The following is an 18,473-nucleotide window of genomic DNA, read 5'->3' on the forward strand; positions in this document are numbered from 1 at the left end:
GGACGCGACTTAAAGCAACGACGGATCGGGCTTTTTTGGTCTCTACCGGCATTCCACCGCCGGCGCGGGCTACTGAAAAGGCTTGTCCTTCATTGCCAGGTGAGCGGGCGGGAAACTCTCCCAACCAATCCACGGCAGCACAGTCTGGTTTGAGTCTTTTGGCTTCAGCGCGCCTCCATCGCGCGATGTGGCCGAAGCACTCTTATCCGACGTCACGTTGATGCGGATCCCGTCGCTGGGACCGTTGGAGAGTGCGATGACCGAACGCATCCAGGAATTCCTGCGCAACCGCCGCAAGGAAGGTCTCGACACCGAGCCGTGCCTCGTCGTCGACCTCGAGGTCGTGCGCGACAATTACCAGAGCTTCGCCAAGGCGCTGCCCGACAGCCGCGTGTTCTACGCCGTCAAGGCGAACCCGGCGCCGGAAGTGCTGGCCTTGCTGGCCTCCATGGGCTCCTGCTTCGACACCGCGACCGTCGCCGAGATCGAGATGGCGCTGGCCGCCGGTGCGACCCCCGACCGCATCTCTTTCGGCAACACGATCAAGAAGGAGCGCGACATCGCGCGCGCCTTCGCGCTCGGCATCCGCCTTTTCGCGGTGGACTGCGTCGCCGAAGTCGAGAAGGTCGCCCGCGCCGCTCCCGGCGCCAAGGTGTTCTGCCGCATCCTCTATGACTGCGCCGGTGCCGAATGGCCGTTGTCGCGCAAGTTCGGCTGCGACCCGGAAATGGCGGTCGAGGTGCTCGACGTCGCCAAGCGCCTGGGCCTGGAGCCGTGCGGCATCTCCTTCCATGTCGGCTCGCAGCAACGCAAGGTGAAGGCGTGGGATCGGGCGCTGGCGATGGCCTCGCAAGTGTTCCGCGACTGCGCCGAGCGCGGCATCAACCTGACCATGGTCAACATGGGCGGCGGCTTCCCGACCAAGTACCTGAAGGACGTGCCGCCGGTCGTCACCTACGGTCGCTCGATCTTCCGCGCCCTGCGCAAGCACTTCGGCAACCAGATTCCGGAGACCATCATCGAGCCGGGCCGCGGCATGGTGGGCAACGCCGGCATCATCGAATCCGAGGTCGTGCTCATCTCCAAGAAGAGCGACGAGGACGAGGTGCGCTGGGTGTACCTGGACATCGGCAAGTTCGGCGGTCTCGCCGAGACCATGGACGAGTCGATCCGCTACGCCATCCGCACGCCGCATGACGGCGCGGACATGACCCCGTGCGTGCTCGCAGGTCCCACCTGCGACAGCGCCGACGTGCTGTACGAGAAGAACCCGTATCCGCTCCCCGTCACGCTCGAGATCGGCGACAAGCTGCTGATCGAAGGCACCGGGGCCTATACGTCGACCTATTCGGCGGTGGCGTTCAACGGCATCCCGCCGCTGAAGACCTACCACATCTAAGCGCCTCTCTGTCCGAGGCCTGACGAACCCGGGAGCCGGCTTGCCGGCTCCTCATCCGACATTTCAATCTGACGACGCCTTGGACGGGCGTGCTGCACGCACGCCGGTTCAAGCGGGGACTGACGCGCCATGACTGCTTTTCGGAAGCCACAAGTCGCCCTCACCTCGAAAGCCGCTCCGTTCGCGATCCGCAACGAGCGTGCCGTCGACGTCGCGATGCGTGAAACGCTGCTGGATGCCTGCTTTGGCGAGAACCGCCATGACCGCACCTGCCAGCGCCTGCGCGACGGACGTACACCAGCCGCAGGGCTTGCCCTGTCGGCCGTGCGTGAGGGGACACTCGTGGGAACCGTGCGGTTGTGGCACGTCAGCGCCGGAGGCAGGCCCGCTCTGGTCCTCGGACCACTGGCAGTGGACCCTGCCTGCCGCGAACTCGGGATCGGCGCCGCGCTGATGCAACAAGCGCTGGCCGCCGCCCGGGCGCGCGGGCATGACGCCGTGATCCTGCTCGGCGATGCGCCCTACTACGCCCGCTTCGGCTTCTCGGCCGAGAAGACCGGCGCGCTGGTGCTGCCCGGCCCGTTCGAGCGCGACCGCCTGCTGGCGATCGAATTCACCGACGGCGCACTTGACGGCGCCGAGGGGATGATCGTCCCGACTGGGGCGTCCTTGGCCAAACGGAGGGTGGTTCGTCCCCTCCAGGCGCACGCGGCGTAAGGGATAGCCTTCATGGTGACGACCGAAGCCGCATTCAGCGGCAGCGCCCGGCCGCGCCTGCACCAGGCCTTTCCTTTGGGGTTGCGTGAGCCCTGGAAACGCCCTTTAAACCCCACGAAATCCCCCTTTCAATCGAGGCCGAACCCATGCCCCGTCGCCTGATTTCCACCGGCTCCCCCCTCGAGAAGAGCGTCGGCTACAGCCGCGCCGTGATCGACGGCGACTTCGCCTTCGTCGCGGGAACCACCGGCTATGACTACACGACGATGACGATGCCCTCGGATGTCACGAGCCAGTCACGCAACTGCTTCAAGACCATCGAAGCGGCCCTGAAGGAGGGCGGTTTCGAGATGGCCGATATCGTCCGTGCGACCTATTACGTCACCGACGCCAGCACCATCGACGCCCACTTCGCCGTCTGCGGCGAGGTTCTCGGCGACATCAGGCCGGCGGCGACCTTGCTGGTCGTCAGCGCGCTCGCCAAGCCCGAGATGAAGGTCGAGATCGAAGTCACCGCCAAGCGCCGCAGCATCTGACAAGCGCCGCAGCGCTTAAATCCACCCACCAATTGTCCGCCAGCACGTTCCGGAGAAGCATCCCATGAGCGCCCCCTCGCAGATCTACGCGAAGATCACCGGTCCGATCGTCATGGTCGGCTTCGGCTCCATCGGCAAAGGCACCTTGCCGATGATCGAGCGGCACCTCGATTACGACAAGTCGCGCGTCACCGTGATCGATCCCAAGGATGAGGGCCGCAAGGCGCATTGCGAGAAGCATAATGTGCGCTTCATCCAGAAGGCCGTCACCAAGGACAATTATCGCGAATTGCTGACCCCGCTGCTCACCGAAGGCGGCGGCCAGGGCTTTTGCGTCAATCTCTCTGTCGACACCGGCTCGACCGACATCATGGAGCTCTGCAACGAGATCGGCGCGCTCTATATCGACACCGTCAACGAGCCCTGGCTCGGCTTCTATTTCGATTCCTCGAAGGGGCCGGAGGCGCGCTCCAACTACGCGCTGCGCGAGGCGACGCTGGCTGCCAAGCGGGCGCGCCCGGCGGGCTCAACCACGGCCGTCTCCTGCTGCGGCGCCAATCCCGGCATGGTCTCCTTCTTCGTCAAGCAGGCGCTTCTCAACGTCGCCGCCGATCTGAAGCTCAATGCGCCGAAGCCGAAGACCAAGGCCGAATGGGCCGACCTGATGCGGCAGGCCGGCATCAAGGGCATCCATATCGCCGAGCGCGACACCCAGCGCGCGAAGAAGCCGAAAGAGCCCGACGTCTTCGTCAATACCTGGTCGGTGGAAGGTTTCCTGTCGGAAGGCATGCAGCCGTCCGAGCTCGGCTGGGGAACCCATGAGAAATGGATGCCAGAAAATGCGCATTCCCATGAAGCCGGCTGCGGCGCGGCCATCTATCTGATGCAGCCCGGCGCCAACACGCGCGTGCGCACCTGGTGCCCGACGCGCGGCGCGCAGTACGGCTTCCTCGTCACCCACAACGAGTCGATCTCGATCTCCGATTACTTCACGGTGCGCGACGCATCGGGCAAGGCGATCTACCGGCCGACCTGCCACTACGCCTATCATCCGGCTGACGACGCAGTGCTGTCGCTGCATGAATTGTTCGGCCGCGCCGGCAAGATGCAGGAGAAGCACCACATCCTCGAAGAGGACGAAATCGTCGACGGCATCGACGAGCTCGGCGTGCTCTTGTTCGGCCACGACAACAATGCCTACTGGTTTGGCTCGCAGCTCTCGATCGAAGAGACCCGCGCGCTCGCCCCCTATCAGAACGCCACCGCCCTGCAGGTGACCTCCGCCGTCCTCGGCGGCATGGTGTGGGCGCTGGAGAACCCCAGGGAAGGCATCGTCGAAGCCGACGAGATGGATTTCGATCGCCTGCTGGAAATCCAGCTGCCGTATCTCGGCCCGGTGAAAGGCTTCTACACCGATTGGACGCCGCTGACGGACCGTCCGGGCCTGTTCCCTGAGGACATCGACACCAGCGATCCCTGGCAGTTCAAGAACATCCTGGTGCGCTGAGCGAGCTCGCTGACACAAACAGCGAAAACAACCCCATGCACAGTAGCCGGCATCGGCCGGCATGACGCTATTCTGTTTTTTCGAAACCTACTTGCGGCGTCGGGCAAAACAGTGGCATTATGGCATCGTGTGAAATCCGACATCGACACCAGCGATCCCTGGCAGTTTAGGAATCTTCTGGTGCGCCGACGGGCGCACCGGTTCGAGCTCCGATGAACGGGAGGCTAATAGCCTTCCGTCGGCCCGGGTGCTAACCAACCGCCCGGTCGCACGGCAACCGGGAGGTCCGCATGAAACTTATCGCCTGCATCGCGGGAGGCGTCAGCTTCCTGATCGCGTCCCACGCGTTAGCCGCGGACACCGGTCAATTGCCCTGCAAGACCACGCAGGAATGCAACGAGAACGCCGCCAAGATCGGCGCCAACGCCCCCAGGGACGCGCAGCCCTCGACCAGCAAATCGGACGCCGCAGAGGACCAGTTCTACTGGCTCAACAAGATCAACAAGGCCTCCACCGTGATGCTGGTGGAGGAAGGAATCTTCCCGAAAGACACCGGCCAGCTGATCGCCGGGGGCGTGGACTACACGATCCGCCAGGCGCGTGAGCCCGGTGGCAAGCGCCCGAGCGACGTCCTTCAAATCGAAAAGATCATGACCGACAAGGTCGGCGAGGAGGCCTCCGTCATCCACGCCGGGCGCAGCCGTCAGGACATGTACGCGACCTTTCGCGCTGCCAAGCTGCGCAACCAGACGCTGGATTTCGCCGAGGCGCTGCTCGGCTTGCGCGCCAAGATGCTCGCCAAGGCGGCCGACAATCTCGATGCGCTGATGCCCGGCTACACCAACGGCGTGCAGGCGGTGCCGATCACCTATGGTCATTACCTGCTGGCCTATGAGGAATCATTCGAGCGCGACCAGCAGCGCGTCAGCGAGGCCTATCGCCGGCTCAACCTCAGCCCGATGGGTGTCGGCGTCATGTCCGACTCGATCTGGCCGCTGAACCGCGCGCGCCTCGCCCAGCTGCTCGGTTTTGACGGCATCGTCGAGAATTCCATGGATGCCAATCAGGTGATTCCATTCGACAACCAGCTCGAGGCCACCGCGATCGCCAATTCGGCCGCCATCCGCATCGGCGCGATGATGCAGGACCTGCACACGCAATACGCCGAGGTGCGACCGTGGCTGTTGCTGCAGGAGGGCTCGACCTACACCAGCAGCTCGATGCCGCAAAAGCGCAATCCGGGTTTGATCATGCAGGCGAGGATCGCCGCTTCAGATGTAGTGGGGCTGTCGGCGGCGGTGTCGATCCGCGCTCACAACGTCGTGTCGGGCATGGTCGATTACAAGTCCGAGTCCGAGGACATCGGACTGTTCCCGCGTGCCGTCAACATGGTCACTGCCACCAACCGGGTGTTCGATGCGATCGTGGTCAACAAGGCGCGCGCCAGGGAAGAGCTGGAGAGCGACTGGACCTCGACCATGAACCTCGCCGAGCTGCTGTTGCAGGCACACCAGATCCCGTTCCGTGTCGGACACGGCTTTGCATCACAAATGGTCAGCTACGCGCGGCCGCTGGATCTCACGCCCAAGACCATACCCTTCAGCCAAGTGACCGACCTCTTCGACAAGACGCTTGCCAAATTCAACATGCCGGCGAGGCCCTTCCCGATGAGCGAGGCCGAATTCAGGGAGGTGATGTCCCCGGAATGGATCGTGGCGCACACCAAGGGCGTCGGCGGGCCGCAGCCGGAGGAGACTGCACGCATGCTCAAGGTGGCCCAGCAACGCCTCGATGCCGACAAGCTCTGGCTTGCCGCCCAGCGCGACAAGCTCGCAAAGGCCGATGCCGCGCTCGATCAGGCGTTTGCGGCGCTTTTGCCGAACGACGCGGCGCACTAACAACCGCGGACCGGGGCGCGTCATGCCGCGCCCCGCCCACTCAAATCACTTCGCCAAATTACTTGGCCATGTAGTCGAACGCAACGCTGCCGAGCCCGAGCGTCAGGTCAGCCTTGAAGTGCAGCGCCGAGACCACCTCACGCACCGGCAATCGGGCGACATCGCAGAGCGCGTGAGGAAACAGGCCGAGCGCGGCGGGGCCGGTCCAGGCTTCCTTCAGCGTGATGTCCTCGAGATGGAAGCGCACCAGCTCGCAGATCCGCGGGCTACCGTCGACATGCGGGATGATCTTCAGGATGAAGTTCGGTGCCTTCATCGGCTGCAGCACCGCGTCAAGGTCGACCTTGCGGTGCTTGTAGCCCATGGTCGCGGAGGCACAGAGCACCGAACCATAATGCAGCGAGCCGACCAGCACGTCGCTCTCGACCTCGATCTTCGGCCGCGCCAGCTTCTTCGGAAAGCCCCACAACTCGCGGCCGCCGGCGATCGGGCCTTCGTCGTCGAGATACATCGCGTGGGTGTAGGCGCCGAGCTCGCCCTTGAAGCGGACCGGGATCACCTGGCCGGTCTCGGTGTAATCGCCGAACCCGGTCGAGTCGGGCATGCGGATGAATTCATATTTCACCACCGGCTCTGCCACCTCGAGCGGCTCGGGCACGATGGCGGCAAGGGCTTCGGGATCGGTCCTGTAGGTGATGATGAAATATTCGCGGTTGAAAAAGCGATATGGCCCCGGCGGGAATGACGGGTTGGTGAGCGGCATCGAATAAGCGTTACGGCGAACGTCCTCGATCTTCATGGGGGCCCCATCTGTCGTTGGTTTGACAGATTATGGAGCGAGCCGGGCGCCGAGGCGAGATCGTTAAATCGGCAATAGTCGTCACATACGCGTCAGGATGCGCGGCAGCCGCAGCTATTTCTTTTCAAGCGGCGGCGCGATTTTCTCGGCCGGGGCCGGCGGCAATGCCGGCTTGGCTGCACCCGCGGCACCCTGCGTCTGCGGGTCGGGGCGCGCCGGCTCGGGTGCCGGCGTGGTCGGCCGGTCGCCGCCGGGCTTGGCCTCCGCGGGCGTCTTGGTTTGATCATCGGACGGTGTGCCCTGAAGCGGCTGGGTTGCCTGCGCCAGCTCCGTCCGGCTCTCCGCGCGGATCTGGGCCAGCGACACCACGGACACCACGACCCCCGCTGCGAACAGTGAGCAGGCAATGGTGAGATCGAGCTTCAGGTTTCGCTTGTTGTTCTGGCCGGTCATGTCGATCACCGCCTTTGTCCACGGGATCAACGAATTTCAACGGCTGCGGTTCCGAACCCGGCAAATCGGGAGCCGCTGTTCCGCGCCAAAAGGCCGCGTTTATTCCGTGGTGCTGACTTCCCAGGTGGCGTGGCGGACGCCGGGCAGGTGCTGGAGATCGGTCGCCACCGCGTTCAGCTCGTTCGGATCGACCGCGCTCGCTACCAGCTTGGCGACGATCTCCAAAAGGTCGTCATCTCCGATCTCGACCACATCGACATCGGCCACCGGATATTTGGCGGCCTCGAGCTTGTCGATGAGACGATCGCGCATGTCGGGCAAGGCGTCGGTCGTGACCGCGAGCTTGAAGTAATAGGTCGCTTCCAGCGCTTTTTCATTCAGCGGAATGCGGTTGATGGCATTGACCAGCGGGCGCAGCATCGTGTTGCCGGCAATGACGAACACAGTGAGCGCCGCGGCCTGCGCAACCATGTCGGCACCGGCGCAGGAGCCGACGGCGGCCGAGGCCCACAACGTCGCCGCGGTGTTGAGGCCGCGCACGTCCATGCCCTGCTTCATGATGACACCGGCCCCCAGGAAGCCGATGCCGGAGACGACATAGGCGATCACGCGCACCGCGCCGTCGGCGCCGTCCAGATGCATGGCGAGATCGACGAAGGCCGCAGCACCAACGGCAACCAGCACGTTGGTGCGCAGGCCGGCGGTGCGCTGGCGATATTGCCGCTCGGCACCGATCAGCGTGCCGAGCACGAAGGCCGTGAACAGGCTGATCAGCGTGTCGGCGAAGTCGGCAAGCTGGAAGGTCGTCAGAAAGCGCATGAATGTCAGCTGCGATAGGGTGGGCAAAGCGAAGCGCGCCCGCGGCTCTCATCAAAGGAAAAAGATCGTGGGCATGGCGCAAGGGCGCCTTTGCCCCACCCTACGGCCTGAAGGATGACAGTTTAAAGCTCGAGAAGCCCGCCATCCCCATTTTCGTCGGCGAAGGCCAGCAGCGTGCCCTTGGCATTCCAGGCGAGCCCGGCCACCGGCGGCGTGCCGTTGCGGCGGACCAGGATCTCGGCGCCGTCCTCCATCCGTACCATCAGCACGGTGCCGTCGCTGTAGCCGCAGGCCAGGATGTCGTTCTTCGGATGGCAGGCCACCGCCGCGACGCGCGCCTGCAACGGCGCGAGCATCGCGGGCTCCTTGCCCATCGGGCCGTCCTTGCTGGCGAACGGCCAGATGATCACGGTGTCGGCGCCCGAGGTCGCCAGGCCCTTGCCTCCGGCGCTCCAGGACATCGAACGGACTCGGCCGGGATAGCCGGTCATGCGCATGTGCCTGTTGTCGGCGAGCCGCCAGCCATGCAGGGCCGCCTCGTGCATCGAGGTGACCAGGAACTTGTTGTCAGGGCTGAAGGTGACGCCGAGATGGGAGCCGGCCCAGGGCAGGAATTCGGCCGAGCCCTCCATGTTCGGAAACCACAACGTCGCTCCGTTGTAATGCGCGATCGCGAGCCGCAGCCCCTTCGGCGCGAAGGCGAGACCGCCGACGGTCGAGGGAACGTCGAGCGACTTCTCTTCACTCTTGCCGCTCTTGACGGTCGCCGTCTTGCCGGCCGACCAGGCGTAGGCGCCGTCGGGATGCAGCGCGACCGCATCGATCCAGCGCCGCTTCGGATCGGTGGCAAGCAGCGTCACCTCGCCCTTGGCGTCGAGCGAGACGACCTTGCCGTCGTCGCCGCCCATGATGAGGCGCTTGCCGTCGGAGGCGGTCGAAAGAATGCCGCCGCTGTGTACGGCAACTGTGGTGACCTCGCCCTTGTCGTCGACGAACGCCACGTTCTCCTCGCCGCCGACGAAGGCGGCGCGGGGGCCGAGGAAATGCACGGAGGTCACCCCCATGCCGAGCGCAACAGGCTTGACGCGGTCGGTGACGGAGACGATCGAGGCGGAATCGGGGGCCGGCGTAAACTCTTTCATCACGAGACGATGCAGCTCTCGAAACCTTCGCGAATGGCCTTCTCAGGCAATTCGCGGCCGATGAAGACGAGGCGGCTTTCGCGTTTCTCGCCGTCCTTCCATTTCCGCTGGTGGTTGCCCTCCAGCATCATGTGGACGCCCTGGAAGACGTAGCGGTCGTCGTCGTCGTGGAAGGCGAGGATGCCCTTGGAGCGCAGGATCTTGCCGCCCTCGACCTGCACCAGGTTCTGGAGCCAGGGCATGAACAAGTTCGGATCGAGCGGCTTGTCGGTCTTGAGCGAAAGCGACTGCATGTCCTCGTCGTGATAGTGCTTCAGGCCGTGGCCATGATCATGGTGGTGATCATGATCGTGGCCATGATGGTGGTGATGATCATGGTCGTGGTCGTGATCATCGGCCTCCAAAAAGGAGGGCTCGATGTCGAGGATGCGGTCGAGGTCGAACGCGCCGCGGTCGAGCACGTCGGCGAGCGCCACCGAGCAGCGCTCGGTGCGATGCAGCTTCGCATAGGGGTTGATGGCGCGGATACGGGCCTCGACTTCGGCGAGCTCCGCCTTGGTGACGAGATCGGTCTTGTTCAGCACGATGACGTCGGCAAAGGCGATCTGGTTCTTGGCCTCGGGCGCGTCCTTGAGCCGGTCGGACAGCCATTTGGCATCCGCGACCGTAACGACCGCATCGAGGCGGGCATTCTTCTGCACGTCCTCATCGACGAAGAAGGTCTGGGCCACAGGCGCCGGATCGGCAAGACCGGTGGTCTCGACGATGATGGCGTCGAACTTGCCCTTGCGCTTCATCAACCCGTCCATGATGCGGACGAGGTCGCCGCGCACGGTGCAGCAGATGCAGCCATTGTTCATCTCGAACACTTCCTCATCGGCGCCGATGATGAGGTCGTTGTCGATGCCGATCTCGCCAAACTCGTTGACGATGACGGCGTATTTCTTGCCGTGGTTCTCCGACAGGATGCGGTTGAGCAGCGTGGTCTTGCCGGCACCGAGATAGCCGGTCAGGACAGTCACGGGAATTTTCTGGGCGGTCGCTTCAGACATAACAACTCCGGATCGGGCTTTTCCGCGCGACGCGAGGCGGCGGGGTAGCCCCCTGCCCTAATGGTCAAGCGCGCTGGTCAGGGCCTTTATATTGTGCCTGACCATGTCAATGTAAGTGGGTGCAAGCCCCTTTTCGCCGGTCAAACCGTCCGAAATCAGGGTCCCGCCAACCTTGGCGCCGGTCTCGGCCGCGATCCGCCGGATCAGGCGGTCATCACTGATATTCTCCAGGAAAACGGCAGGGATTTTTTGGGCCTTGATCTGGCCGATGATGGCGGCGATGTCCCGCGCGCTGGGCTCGGTCTCGGTGGAGACCCCCAGGGGCGCAATGAACTGGATGCCGTATTCGGCGGCGAAATAGCCGAAGGCATCATGGGTCGAGATCACCTTGCGCCGCTCGGGCGGGATATTGGCCACGGCGTCGCGGACCTCGCGGTCGAGCGCTTCGAGTTTTTCCAGATAGGCCTTGGCCTGGGCGCGGAAGAAATCCGCATTATCAGGGTCGGCGGCGGCCAGCGCGTCGGTGATGTCGGCCACGTAGATCTTGGCATTGGGTACGGACTGCCAGGCATGCGGATCGGCGGCCGAGCCCAGCTTCAAGGGGGCGATGCCAGCGCTTGCGGTGACGACCTGCGCCTTGCTTCCCGCCGACTGCACGAGGCGCGGCAGCCATCCTTCCAGCCCGAGCCCGTTGACGATGACGAGCTTCGCCTCCGCCACGCGCTTCGCATCGCCGGGCGCCGGGGTGTAGACATGCACATCGCTGTCGGGGCCAACCAGCGTCGTCAGATTGACCTTGTCGCCGCCGATCGTGTGGACGAAATCCGCCAGGATCGAGAAGCTCGCGACGACATTGATCCGCTCGGCCGCTTGCAGCGGCGAGGCGATCAGCAGCGAGGCCAAGACGAGAAGGACGCGCATCGTCACGCCTCCAGATGCCGGCCGGGAAACATCTGCCTGACGACGCCGCCGACGCGGCCGAACAGGACGGAGACGATGTAGAACACCGTTGCCACCAGAATGATCGCAGGGCCCGAGGGTACGCGGGTCTGGAATGACAGCACGAGGCCGGCATAGCCTGAGACCACGGCCGCGACGACCGCGATGCAGATCATGACGGTGAGATCGCGCGACCAGAACCGTGCGATGCCGGCCGGCAGGATCATCAGGCCGACCGCGAGCAAGGTGCCGAGCGCCTGAAAGCCGTTGACGAGGTTGATCACAACGAGCGCGAGGAAGGCGAGATGCGCGGGGCCGCCGGCCCGGCTGACTGTGCGCAAAAATAATGGATCGACACTCTCGATCACCAGCGGGCGGTAGATCACAGCAAGCACCAGCAACGTCACCGTGGCGTTGAAGGCGACCACCAGCAGCGTCTGGTCGTCCATCGCCAGGATGTTGCCAAACAAGACATGAAGCAGGTCGATATTGGTGCCCTTGATCGAGACGATGGTGACTCCAAGCGCCAGCGAGGCCAGATAGAAGGTCGCGAGCGAAGCGTCCTCCTTCAGCCCGGTCGAGCGCGCCACCACGCCGGCAAGGATCGCGACGGCAAAGCCCGCGATCAGGCCGCCGGCCGTCATCGCGAACAGATTGAGGCCGGAGAGCAGGAAGCCGACCGCGGCGCCGGGCAGGATCGCATGCGCCATGGCATCGCCGACGAGGCTCATCCGCCGCAGCATCAGGAACACGCCGATCGGCGCGCCCGCCAGCGACAGGGCGATGACGGCGGCGAGCGCCCGCCGCATGAACTCGAATTCGGTGAACGGACCGATCAGCGCGTCATGGACCATCTGCGATCACGCCGCCCGTGAGCTGACATCGTCAGCCGCGCAAGCCGTGGCGCTATCGTCGAAGGCCTCGCACATCCGCATCGCGATCATCAAATTCTCGGGCGTCAGCACCTCCGCCGTCGGCCCCCAGGCCACGGGGCCGCGCGCCAGCACCAGGGTCTCGCTGAAATGGGTGCGCACCATCTCCATATCGTGGAGGGCGGCGAGCACGGTGCGGCCCTCGTGATGCCAGTGCTTCACCAGCGCAAGCAGATCGGCCGTCGTCTTGCTGTCGATGGCATTGAAGGGCTCGTCGAGCACGATCAAGCGCGCGTCCTGGAGCAGCACGCGCGCGAACAGCACGCGCTGCATCTGCCCGCCGGAGAGCGTGCCGATGGGACGGTTCTCGAAACCATTGAGGCCCACGGACGCCATCGCGCGAAGAATCTTTTCGCGTGCGGCCTTGCCGATGCCGCCGAACAGGCCCGTCCCGCGCCACAGCCCGGTGCCGACGAAATCGAACACCGAGATCGGGAAGGTGCGGTCGATGTCTGCGCTCTGCGGCAGATAGGCGATGTCGCGGGCGTCCAACCCGCCGAGATGGATACTGCCGTCGAGCGGCTTGAGGATGCCGACGATGCCGCGCAGCAGCGTCGACTTGCCGGCGCCGTTGGGGCCGATCACGGCGACCAGCGCGCCCGATGCGACCTCGCCATTGAGATGGTGCACGGCCGGATGGCGATCATAGCCAAGCGTGACGTTGCGGAACGCGAGCTGGGCCATGGTCACCTCATCGCCAGCCAAACGATGCCCCAGAGCACCGCGCAAACGGCAATGGCGGCCGACAGACGGCCGGCCATGGTCATGCGCAGGATCGACCAGGGCGCATCCTGGGCCGGATGCGGCGAGGCGGCGTCGTGGACATGGGCGTGGGTGTGGTCGTGCCCGTGCGAATGCCCATGGTCGTGGGAATGGCCATAGGAGCGGCCAGAATGACCATGGGCGTGATCGTGGCGGTGGGTGTGGGACGCGGCGGGAACCATGCGCTCGATGTTATATTATAACATTACAGATGTCCACGACCGACTCAGGGGCGCCGCGCGGGGCAATTCCGCGCAGCAAAAAGGCGGCCGCGCGAACGACCGCCTTTTTGTCATTCCGGGGCGCGCGAAGCGCGAGCCCGGAATCCATTTGTCCACGCAGACTGGCGCCCGATGGATTCCGGGCTCGGCGCTGACGCGCCGCCCCGGAATGACGAGGTGAGATCTCAGGCCTTCTCGAACAGGGACTCGACGTATTCCCAGTTCACGAGGTTCTCGACGAATGCCTTGAGATAATCCGGACGGCGGTTGCGATAGTCGATGTAGTAGGAGTGCTCCCAGACGTCGCAGCCGAGGATCGGGGTGGCGCCGTGCACCAGCGGATTCTCGCCGTTCGGGGTCTTGGAGATTTCAAGCTTGCCGTTCTTGACCTGGAGCCAGCACCAGCCCGAGCCGAACTGTCCGACGCCGGCCGCCTGGAAGTCGGTCTTGAACTTCTCGAAGCCGCCGAGGTCCTCGTTGATCTTCTTCTCGAGCTTGCCCGGCAGCTTGGTGCCGCCGCCATTGGGCTTCATCCAGCTCCAGAAGTGGATGTGGTTGTAGTGCTGGCCGGCATTGTTGAACACCGCGGGGTTCTTGCCGAACGAGCCCTTGACGATCTCCTCAAGGGACTTGCCTTCCCATTCGGTGCCCTTGAGCGCGTTGTTGCCGTTGGTGACGTAGGCCTGATGATGCTTGTCGTGGTGGAATTCCAGCGTCTCCTTCGACATGAACTGGCCGAGGGCGTCATAGGCGTAAGGGAGTGGGGGCAGCGTGAATGTCATGGGTTCTTGTCCGCAACTGGTGGGGAACGTGTTCTAACGGTCACCCCTTATAGAAGGTTCCTGCGCCGTTAAATACCGCCAATTTGCGAAAAGGCGTGATGTGACGGCATGGCCCATTTGCGTCCCGCCCGCGGATGGAATTTAATCCCCAAATTATTATTGCGAATGAAATGTTTAACTTGGGGGTGGTTGAAATGTCCAAGCTCAAGTCCGCCTGCATTTTCAGCACGCTTGCCGCCATCTTCTTGCTGACCTCTCCGGAAAGCGATGCCGCCGGCGTCACCGTGCGCGCCAAATTCTCGTTCGACGCCCTGGCCGATTGCCAGCAGCCTTCCGTGAAGGATTTTCCTGTCCATGCCGAGGGCACCGGCACGCTCTCGACCGACCGCACCGCGACGCTCGACATGCAATCCAATGTCGAGGGCCATATGCAGTACACGGCAAAGCTCGGCGCCAAGCCGACGGAAGCCGTCGGTGGCTCCGCCTCGCTGCGCGTAGCGGGCCGGCACACCCTCAAAGCCGTGCGCGAATATCCGAACAACTACATCATCGTCTACATGACCGTGATCGGTAACGCCTGCTCGCTCAAGATCGAGAACAAGCTGAAGCCGGGCCAGCGGCAATACGCCTTCCAGGGCAATATCGGGACCGCGCTCTGCTCAAGACCACGGATCGTGCGCAGCGAGTGCACGCCGTATTGAGCGGCCTCTATTCGCAGAAAGAGTTGCCGCCATAAACGAAGCAGTGGCGGCCGCCGCCTCCCGTGGCGCGCCGCGGGGCCGACGTCGCCTTGCGTTCGGGGCGTTTCTCGCAGGTGTTCTTCGGACCCAGCACATAGCCGTCGTCGCAAACGATCTTGACGCAAGCCTCCCCTGCCGCGCGGAAGCCGCGGTCGCATTCGAGCGGGCACACACGCCCCGTCCTGGCGCGGACGCTGTCCAGCGCATCGAGACTTGCGAGCTTGATGTCGAATTTGGTGCCGGCATTGTCGTTGAACGCGGCGAGCGCCCGCCGCGCGGCCGCGTCCCAGTCGCCGCCGACCTCGCCTGTCTTGCAGCCGACCCGCTTCAGCTCAGTCTGGAGCAGACGCGGAAGGTCCGGCGGCAATGAGGGCTGCGACTTCGTATCGGCCGGGGCGCGCGAGGCGACCACCATCTCGGCGGGCTTGACCGGCTCTGCCGCCGGGGGCGCCGGTTTTGCCTCGGCTTCCGCCACCGGCGCCGGCGGCTTGCCCTGCTCCAGCTTGTTGCGCTGGGCCTTGGCGAGATCGGCGTAAAAGCCATTCGGATGCGCTGCGATGAAGGAGTTCCACGCCTCCCGCGTGCCGACGCGCTCGGCCAGCTCGTAATCGGCGCGGGTGTCCGCGTTGGCGGCCGAGGCGGGCGCCGCGGCCGGCACCAGCACGACATCGTTGCCGCCGAGCGAGCCATAGACGAACGGCTCCTGCCTGTTGGCGGTCGCATTCATCACATCATCGCGAACCAGCCTGAACGCCTTGCCGAGCTCGAGGCCCGGCGTTCCCAGATATTTCAGCAGCGCGGTCGTGAAGGGACTGTTTTTGGTATCGCCATCCATGGCGGTCGATCCGCCCTTTGCAGCGAAGGCGACGAGGGTATTCGGCCGCGACGGCTCGACGCCGGCAAGACCCCGGCCAAGCGAACGCGACGCCACCGTCCGCTTCATGCTCTTGACGAAGGGATTGTCCCTGCAGGCATCGAGGATGACGAGGCGCAATTGCTTGGCCGGCTCGATGGCCTGCAGGATCCGATCGAGCGCAATCGCCTCGTCATAGGCGTCGGTGTCGCGCTCCAGGACGGCATCGACAGGAATCAGGTAGTTGGTCCCGTCGACCTCCATGCCATGACCAGCATAGTAAATCACGGCGATGTCGGCATCGCGCGCCTTCTCGGTGAAGTCGCGCAGCGCGCGCCGCATATCCGTGTTCTTCAGGTCGCGGCGGCTCTCCACGACATCGAAAGCAGCCTTCCTGAACAAGTCGGCAATGGCACTGGCATCATTGGCCGGATTGGCAAGCGCCACGACATTCTGGTAGTTGGAGTTGCCGACCACGAAAGCCACGCGCTTGTCAGCCATTGCGGGGCCGCTAGCGCAGCCAACCAGCAAGACCGTGAGCAGAGAGGCGACCAGCCGGCGCATCGAAACTCCCGCGTTCCAACGGGCGAGCATATCATTCAACTCTATCCCGGCAACCGAGCGCCGTCTGTGATAGAAATCACCAACCTTCTGCCGCCCTGCAACAAATCCAACATCGTCATGAGCATCGAAATCGACATTTTGAACGGCGACGCCTCGTGGCCAATCGCAAAGCCGCTACATCAAGCCGTCTGGGGACCTCATATCGTCGAGAAGCAGCCCTGGGGGCACGTCAAATGGGCCAATGCCGATTTGCGCGTACTGATCGAGACGCCCGAGGACGGCCTCGTCTGTCATGTCGGCATCTACTTCCGCACCGTCACCTGGAATGGACAGAAGGTGCATGTCGGCGGGATCGGCGGCGTCTGCACGCGCGAGGATCGCCGTAACAGAGGCTATGCGACCATGGCGATCGACGCAGCGGTGCATACCATGCGCGCCAACGAGGCGGTTCGCTTTGCACTGCTGTTCTGCGAGCCGCACAATGTCGCGTTCTACCAGGCCCGCAGCTGGCTGCCCTTCAAGGGCGAGGTCTATTGCGAGCAGCCGGAGGGGCGAATCCGCTTCGACTACATGGCGCCCTATGTCTTCAACATCGTGCGCGCGCCGACGCTCGGCACCATCGACCTGTGCGGCCTGCCCTGGTGAGAGATTCGCCGTGGCAAATGAGCGCGGGAATGTGATTCCATCAGGCGTTGCACGATCCTAGTTTGCTGCTATTGAGACGCCTCCATTCCGAGGTCCCTCCCCCATGTTCCGCAGATTTGCCGTTCTCACCGTCCTTCTGGCTGCCCTGTCGGGCGCGACGACCGCCCAGAGCGCCGAGGCGAATGGGACCTGGCTCACCCAGGCGGGCGATGCCCGCGTCAAAATCAGCAAATGCGGCGGCGGCATCTGCGGCCACATCGTCTGGCTGCGCGAGCCCATGGACACCGCGACCGGCCAGCCCGCGACTGACAGCAAGAATCCCAATCCAGCGCTTGCCAAGCGGTCAATGATCGGACTGCCGCTGTTCTCCGGCATGCAGCCCGCAGGACCGAACAGATGGTCGGGCCAGATTTACAATGCCGACGACGGCAACACCTATGCGAGCAGCGTCACGGTGACATCAGCTGAAAGTCTGCGGGTCGAAGGCTGCGTCGGCGCGCTCTGCGGCGGCGAGACCTGGAGCCGCGTGGGGCGTTAGGTTGCGGCCGCCGCCATCGCCTTCAGCGCCGTCGCCGCCGAGGCGTAGCCGCCGCGCGCGCCGTCGATGAAGTGCACGTGATCGCTGCGCAGCGTCGAAGGCGTGAAGCAAGTCATCATTGCGGCGTCCTGCTGATAGAGGCCGTAGCGCACGACACCGTCGCGTGCAGCCGCCGCGAGACGATCGCTCAACGCCCGCTCGAGCTCTACCGTGCAGTCAAGGATCATGCGCAGGCCATCGTCATATTTGCGGAAGTCGGAATTCTCGACCACCTGGCGCTTGTAGACCTTTGGCAGGAAGCCCCCGGCCTTGATGTCGAAGCGCATCAGGATATAGGCGAAAAACGTAAAGGCGAGCAGGCCGGCGCGGCGTCTGAACAACGACCCTCCGCGGATTGCCCGCGCCTCGTAGTCCAGCCCCTGCGGCGGCCAATTCAGCGGCGGCCCCTGCGGCGGCACGGGACGGCCTGCATCCGGGCTGCGCTCGACGAGATGAATGATGTCCTCGATCACCTTGCGGAACGCGAGCGGGTCGGCGCCAGCAGCCGGCATCACCAGCACCGACAGGATCAGCCCGCGCGAGGCGGGCATCACCTCGAAGCGGCAGGACAGGCCAGAGAGATCAGGCTGCGTGCCGGGAGGCGCCTCGGTCACCGCGAACTCCCCACGCTTCATCGCCGCGTCAGCCCAGGCGAGGCCGCCGCCGGAGAACATGGCATAGGACAAATTGGCCGACGGGCCGAAACGCGCAACGCGCACGTCGAGGCCCTTGGCGCGGATGGCACTGACGGGCACCAGCGCGACGCGCATCTTCAGATCGAGGTCTTCCCGTACCCAGGTCGCGGTCGCGGCCAGCGCTTCGCGCGCCAGTTCGAGATCATCGGGCGCAACGGCAAAACTCGCGCCGTCGCCGCCGAACACGAAGGGAAATTCGCGGCCCTCCAGCGCATTCGTCACCGCCGCGATGACGGCGGCCCCGGCCATGTTGACCGCCTTGTAGCGCTGCGCCGCGATGGCCTTGGTGGAATCGACGATGTCGGCGACGCCGATGCACCAGTCGTCAGGCAGCGGCAGGTACAGCGCAGGATCCATCAGGCTGGTGAAGCCACGGAAGACGGGGATGCTGCCGTAAAAGGATTCGCCTGGGATCATCGGATGAAGCCGGATGGTTGGGAC

At 64.4% G+C, this 18,473-nt stretch carries 21 protein-coding genes; 8 read left to right on the plus strand and 13 right to left on the minus strand.

Annotated features, from left to right (window positions below; genetic code table 11):
• Positions 1–69 precede the first annotated feature (69 nt).
• The gene (locus XI06_RS36900; protein WP_237866637.1) at positions 70–270 is read right to left on the minus strand and encodes a hypothetical protein; all 201 of its coding nucleotides are present in this window, start codon (positions 268–270) and stop codon (positions 70–72) included.
• On the opposite strand from XI06_RS36900, the gene XI06_RS36905 reads away from it, so the two are divergent.
• From XI06_RS36905 to XI06_RS36925, 5 genes are all read left to right on the plus strand, one after another.
• Positions 257–1,399 (plus strand): type III PLP-dependent enzyme, encoded by a 1,143-nt coding sequence (locus XI06_RS36905; protein WP_074117099.1) that lies wholly within the window; start codon positions 257–259, stop codon positions 1,397–1,399. The genes XI06_RS36900 and XI06_RS36905 overlap by 14 nt on opposite strands.
• 129 nt (positions 1,400–1,528) lie before the next feature.
• A complete protein-coding gene (locus tag XI06_RS36910; protein WP_271607553.1) occupies positions 1,529–2,116 on the plus strand; it encodes a GNAT family N-acetyltransferase in 588 nt (195 codons plus the stop codon).
• A gap of 146 nt (positions 2,117–2,262) precedes the next feature.
• On the plus strand, positions 2,263–2,652 hold the full coding sequence (locus XI06_RS36915) for a RidA family protein (protein ID WP_237866635.1): 390 nt from the start codon (positions 2,263–2,265) through the stop codon (positions 2,650–2,652).
• A gap of 64 nt (positions 2,653–2,716) precedes the next feature.
• Positions 2,717–4,159 carry a homospermidine synthase gene (locus XI06_RS36920; protein ID WP_237866634.1) on the plus strand — a complete coding sequence of 481 codons (1,443 nt, stop codon included), beginning with the start codon at positions 2,717–2,719 and terminating at the stop codon, positions 4,157–4,159.
• Between the two features lie 290 nt (positions 4,160–4,449).
• Positions 4,450–6,057, plus strand: coding sequence for a lyase family protein (locus tag XI06_RS36925; RefSeq protein WP_271607554.1), 1,608 nt, complete (start codon positions 4,450–4,452; stop codon positions 6,055–6,057).
• 58 nt (positions 6,058–6,115) lie between these two features.
• Here the strand turns inward: XI06_RS36925 and XI06_RS36930 are convergent, their stop codons facing one another.
• From XI06_RS36930 to XI06_RS36975, 10 genes are all read right to left on the minus strand, one after another.
• Positions 6,116–6,856, minus strand: a complete 741-nt coding sequence (locus tag XI06_RS36930; protein ID WP_237866632.1) for an acetoacetate decarboxylase — start codon at positions 6,854–6,856, stop codon at positions 6,116–6,118.
• Positions 6,857–6,970: 114 nt separating this feature from the next.
• Positions 6,971–7,309 (minus strand): hypothetical protein, encoded by a 339-nt coding sequence (locus XI06_RS36935; RefSeq protein WP_237866665.1) that lies wholly within the window; start codon positions 7,307–7,309, stop codon positions 6,971–6,973.
• Positions 7,310–7,408: 99 nt separating this feature from the next.
• A complete protein-coding gene (locus tag XI06_RS36940) occupies positions 7,409–8,128 on the minus strand; it encodes an MgtC/SapB family protein (protein ID WP_237866630.1) in 720 nt (239 codons plus the stop codon).
• Between the two features lie 122 nt (positions 8,129–8,250).
• On the minus strand, positions 8,251–9,270 hold the full coding sequence (locus XI06_RS36945; RefSeq protein ID WP_237866663.1) for a WD40 repeat domain-containing protein: 1,020 nt from the start codon (positions 9,268–9,270) through the stop codon (positions 8,251–8,253).
• Positions 9,270–10,322 carry a CobW family GTP-binding protein gene (locus tag XI06_RS36950; protein ID WP_271607555.1) on the minus strand — a complete coding sequence of 351 codons (1,053 nt, stop codon included), beginning with the start codon at positions 10,320–10,322 and terminating at the stop codon, positions 9,270–9,272. The genes XI06_RS36945 and XI06_RS36950 overlap by 1 nt, the downstream gene beginning before the upstream one ends.
• A gap of 57 nt (positions 10,323–10,379) precedes the next feature.
• Complete coding sequence (locus XI06_RS36955) at positions 10,380–11,243, minus strand: metal ABC transporter substrate-binding protein (RefSeq protein WP_271607556.1); 864 nt, start codon at positions 11,241–11,243, stop codon at positions 10,380–10,382.
• Positions 11,244–11,245: 2 nt separating this feature from the next.
• The gene (locus tag XI06_RS36960; RefSeq protein WP_271607557.1) at positions 11,246–12,115 is read right to left on the minus strand and encodes a metal ABC transporter permease; all 870 of its coding nucleotides are present in this window, start codon (positions 12,113–12,115) and stop codon (positions 11,246–11,248) included.
• A gap of 6 nt (positions 12,116–12,121) precedes the next feature.
• Positions 12,122–12,877, minus strand: a complete 756-nt coding sequence (locus XI06_RS36965) for a metal ABC transporter ATP-binding protein (protein ID WP_237866623.1) — start codon at positions 12,875–12,877, stop codon at positions 12,122–12,124.
• Positions 12,878–12,879: 2 nt separating this feature from the next.
• The gene (locus XI06_RS36970) at positions 12,880–13,137 is read right to left on the minus strand and encodes a hypothetical protein (protein ID WP_237866622.1); all 258 of its coding nucleotides are present in this window, start codon (positions 13,135–13,137) and stop codon (positions 12,880–12,882) included.
• A 224-nt stretch (positions 13,138–13,361) separates the two neighbouring features.
• A complete protein-coding gene (locus XI06_RS36975) occupies positions 13,362–13,958 on the minus strand; it encodes a superoxide dismutase (protein WP_084808431.1) in 597 nt (198 codons plus the stop codon).
• Between the two features lie 194 nt (positions 13,959–14,152).
• On the opposite strand from XI06_RS36975, the gene XI06_RS36980 reads away from it, so the two are divergent.
• Entirely contained in the window at positions 14,153–14,659 is a 507-nt protein-coding gene (locus tag XI06_RS36980; RefSeq protein ID WP_271607558.1) for a hypothetical protein, read from the plus strand.
• 7 nt (positions 14,660–14,666) lie between these two features.
• Here the strand turns inward: XI06_RS36980 and XI06_RS36985 are convergent, their stop codons facing one another.
• Positions 14,667–16,115, minus strand: coding sequence for a caspase family protein (locus XI06_RS36985; protein ID WP_271607559.1), 1,449 nt, complete (start codon positions 16,113–16,115; stop codon positions 14,667–14,669).
• A 117-nt stretch (positions 16,116–16,232) separates the two neighbouring features.
• Here XI06_RS36985 and XI06_RS36990 point away from each other — a divergent pair, with 117 nt between their 5' ends.
• Together XI06_RS36990 and XI06_RS36995 are read left to right on the plus strand one after the other, a co-directional pair.
• Entirely contained in the window at positions 16,233–16,760 is a 528-nt protein-coding gene (locus XI06_RS36990) for a GNAT family N-acetyltransferase (RefSeq protein ID WP_271607560.1), read from the plus strand.
• 103 nt (positions 16,761–16,863) lie between these two features.
• The gene (locus tag XI06_RS36995; protein ID WP_271607561.1) at positions 16,864–17,298 is read left to right on the plus strand and encodes a DUF2147 domain-containing protein; all 435 of its coding nucleotides are present in this window, start codon (positions 16,864–16,866) and stop codon (positions 17,296–17,298) included.
• Here the strand turns inward: XI06_RS36995 and XI06_RS37000 are convergent.
• Positions 17,295–18,449, minus strand: coding sequence for a DUF3095 domain-containing protein (locus XI06_RS37000; RefSeq protein ID WP_271607562.1), 1,155 nt, complete (start codon positions 18,447–18,449; stop codon positions 17,295–17,297). The genes XI06_RS36995 and XI06_RS37000 overlap by 4 nt on opposite strands.
• Between the last annotated feature and the right edge of the window lie 24 nt (positions 18,450–18,473).

Source organism: Bradyrhizobium sp. CCBAU 11434 (assembly GCF_028128895.1).
Taxonomy (GTDB): Bacteria; Pseudomonadota; Alphaproteobacteria; order Rhizobiales; family Xanthobacteraceae; genus Bradyrhizobium; species Bradyrhizobium zhengyangense.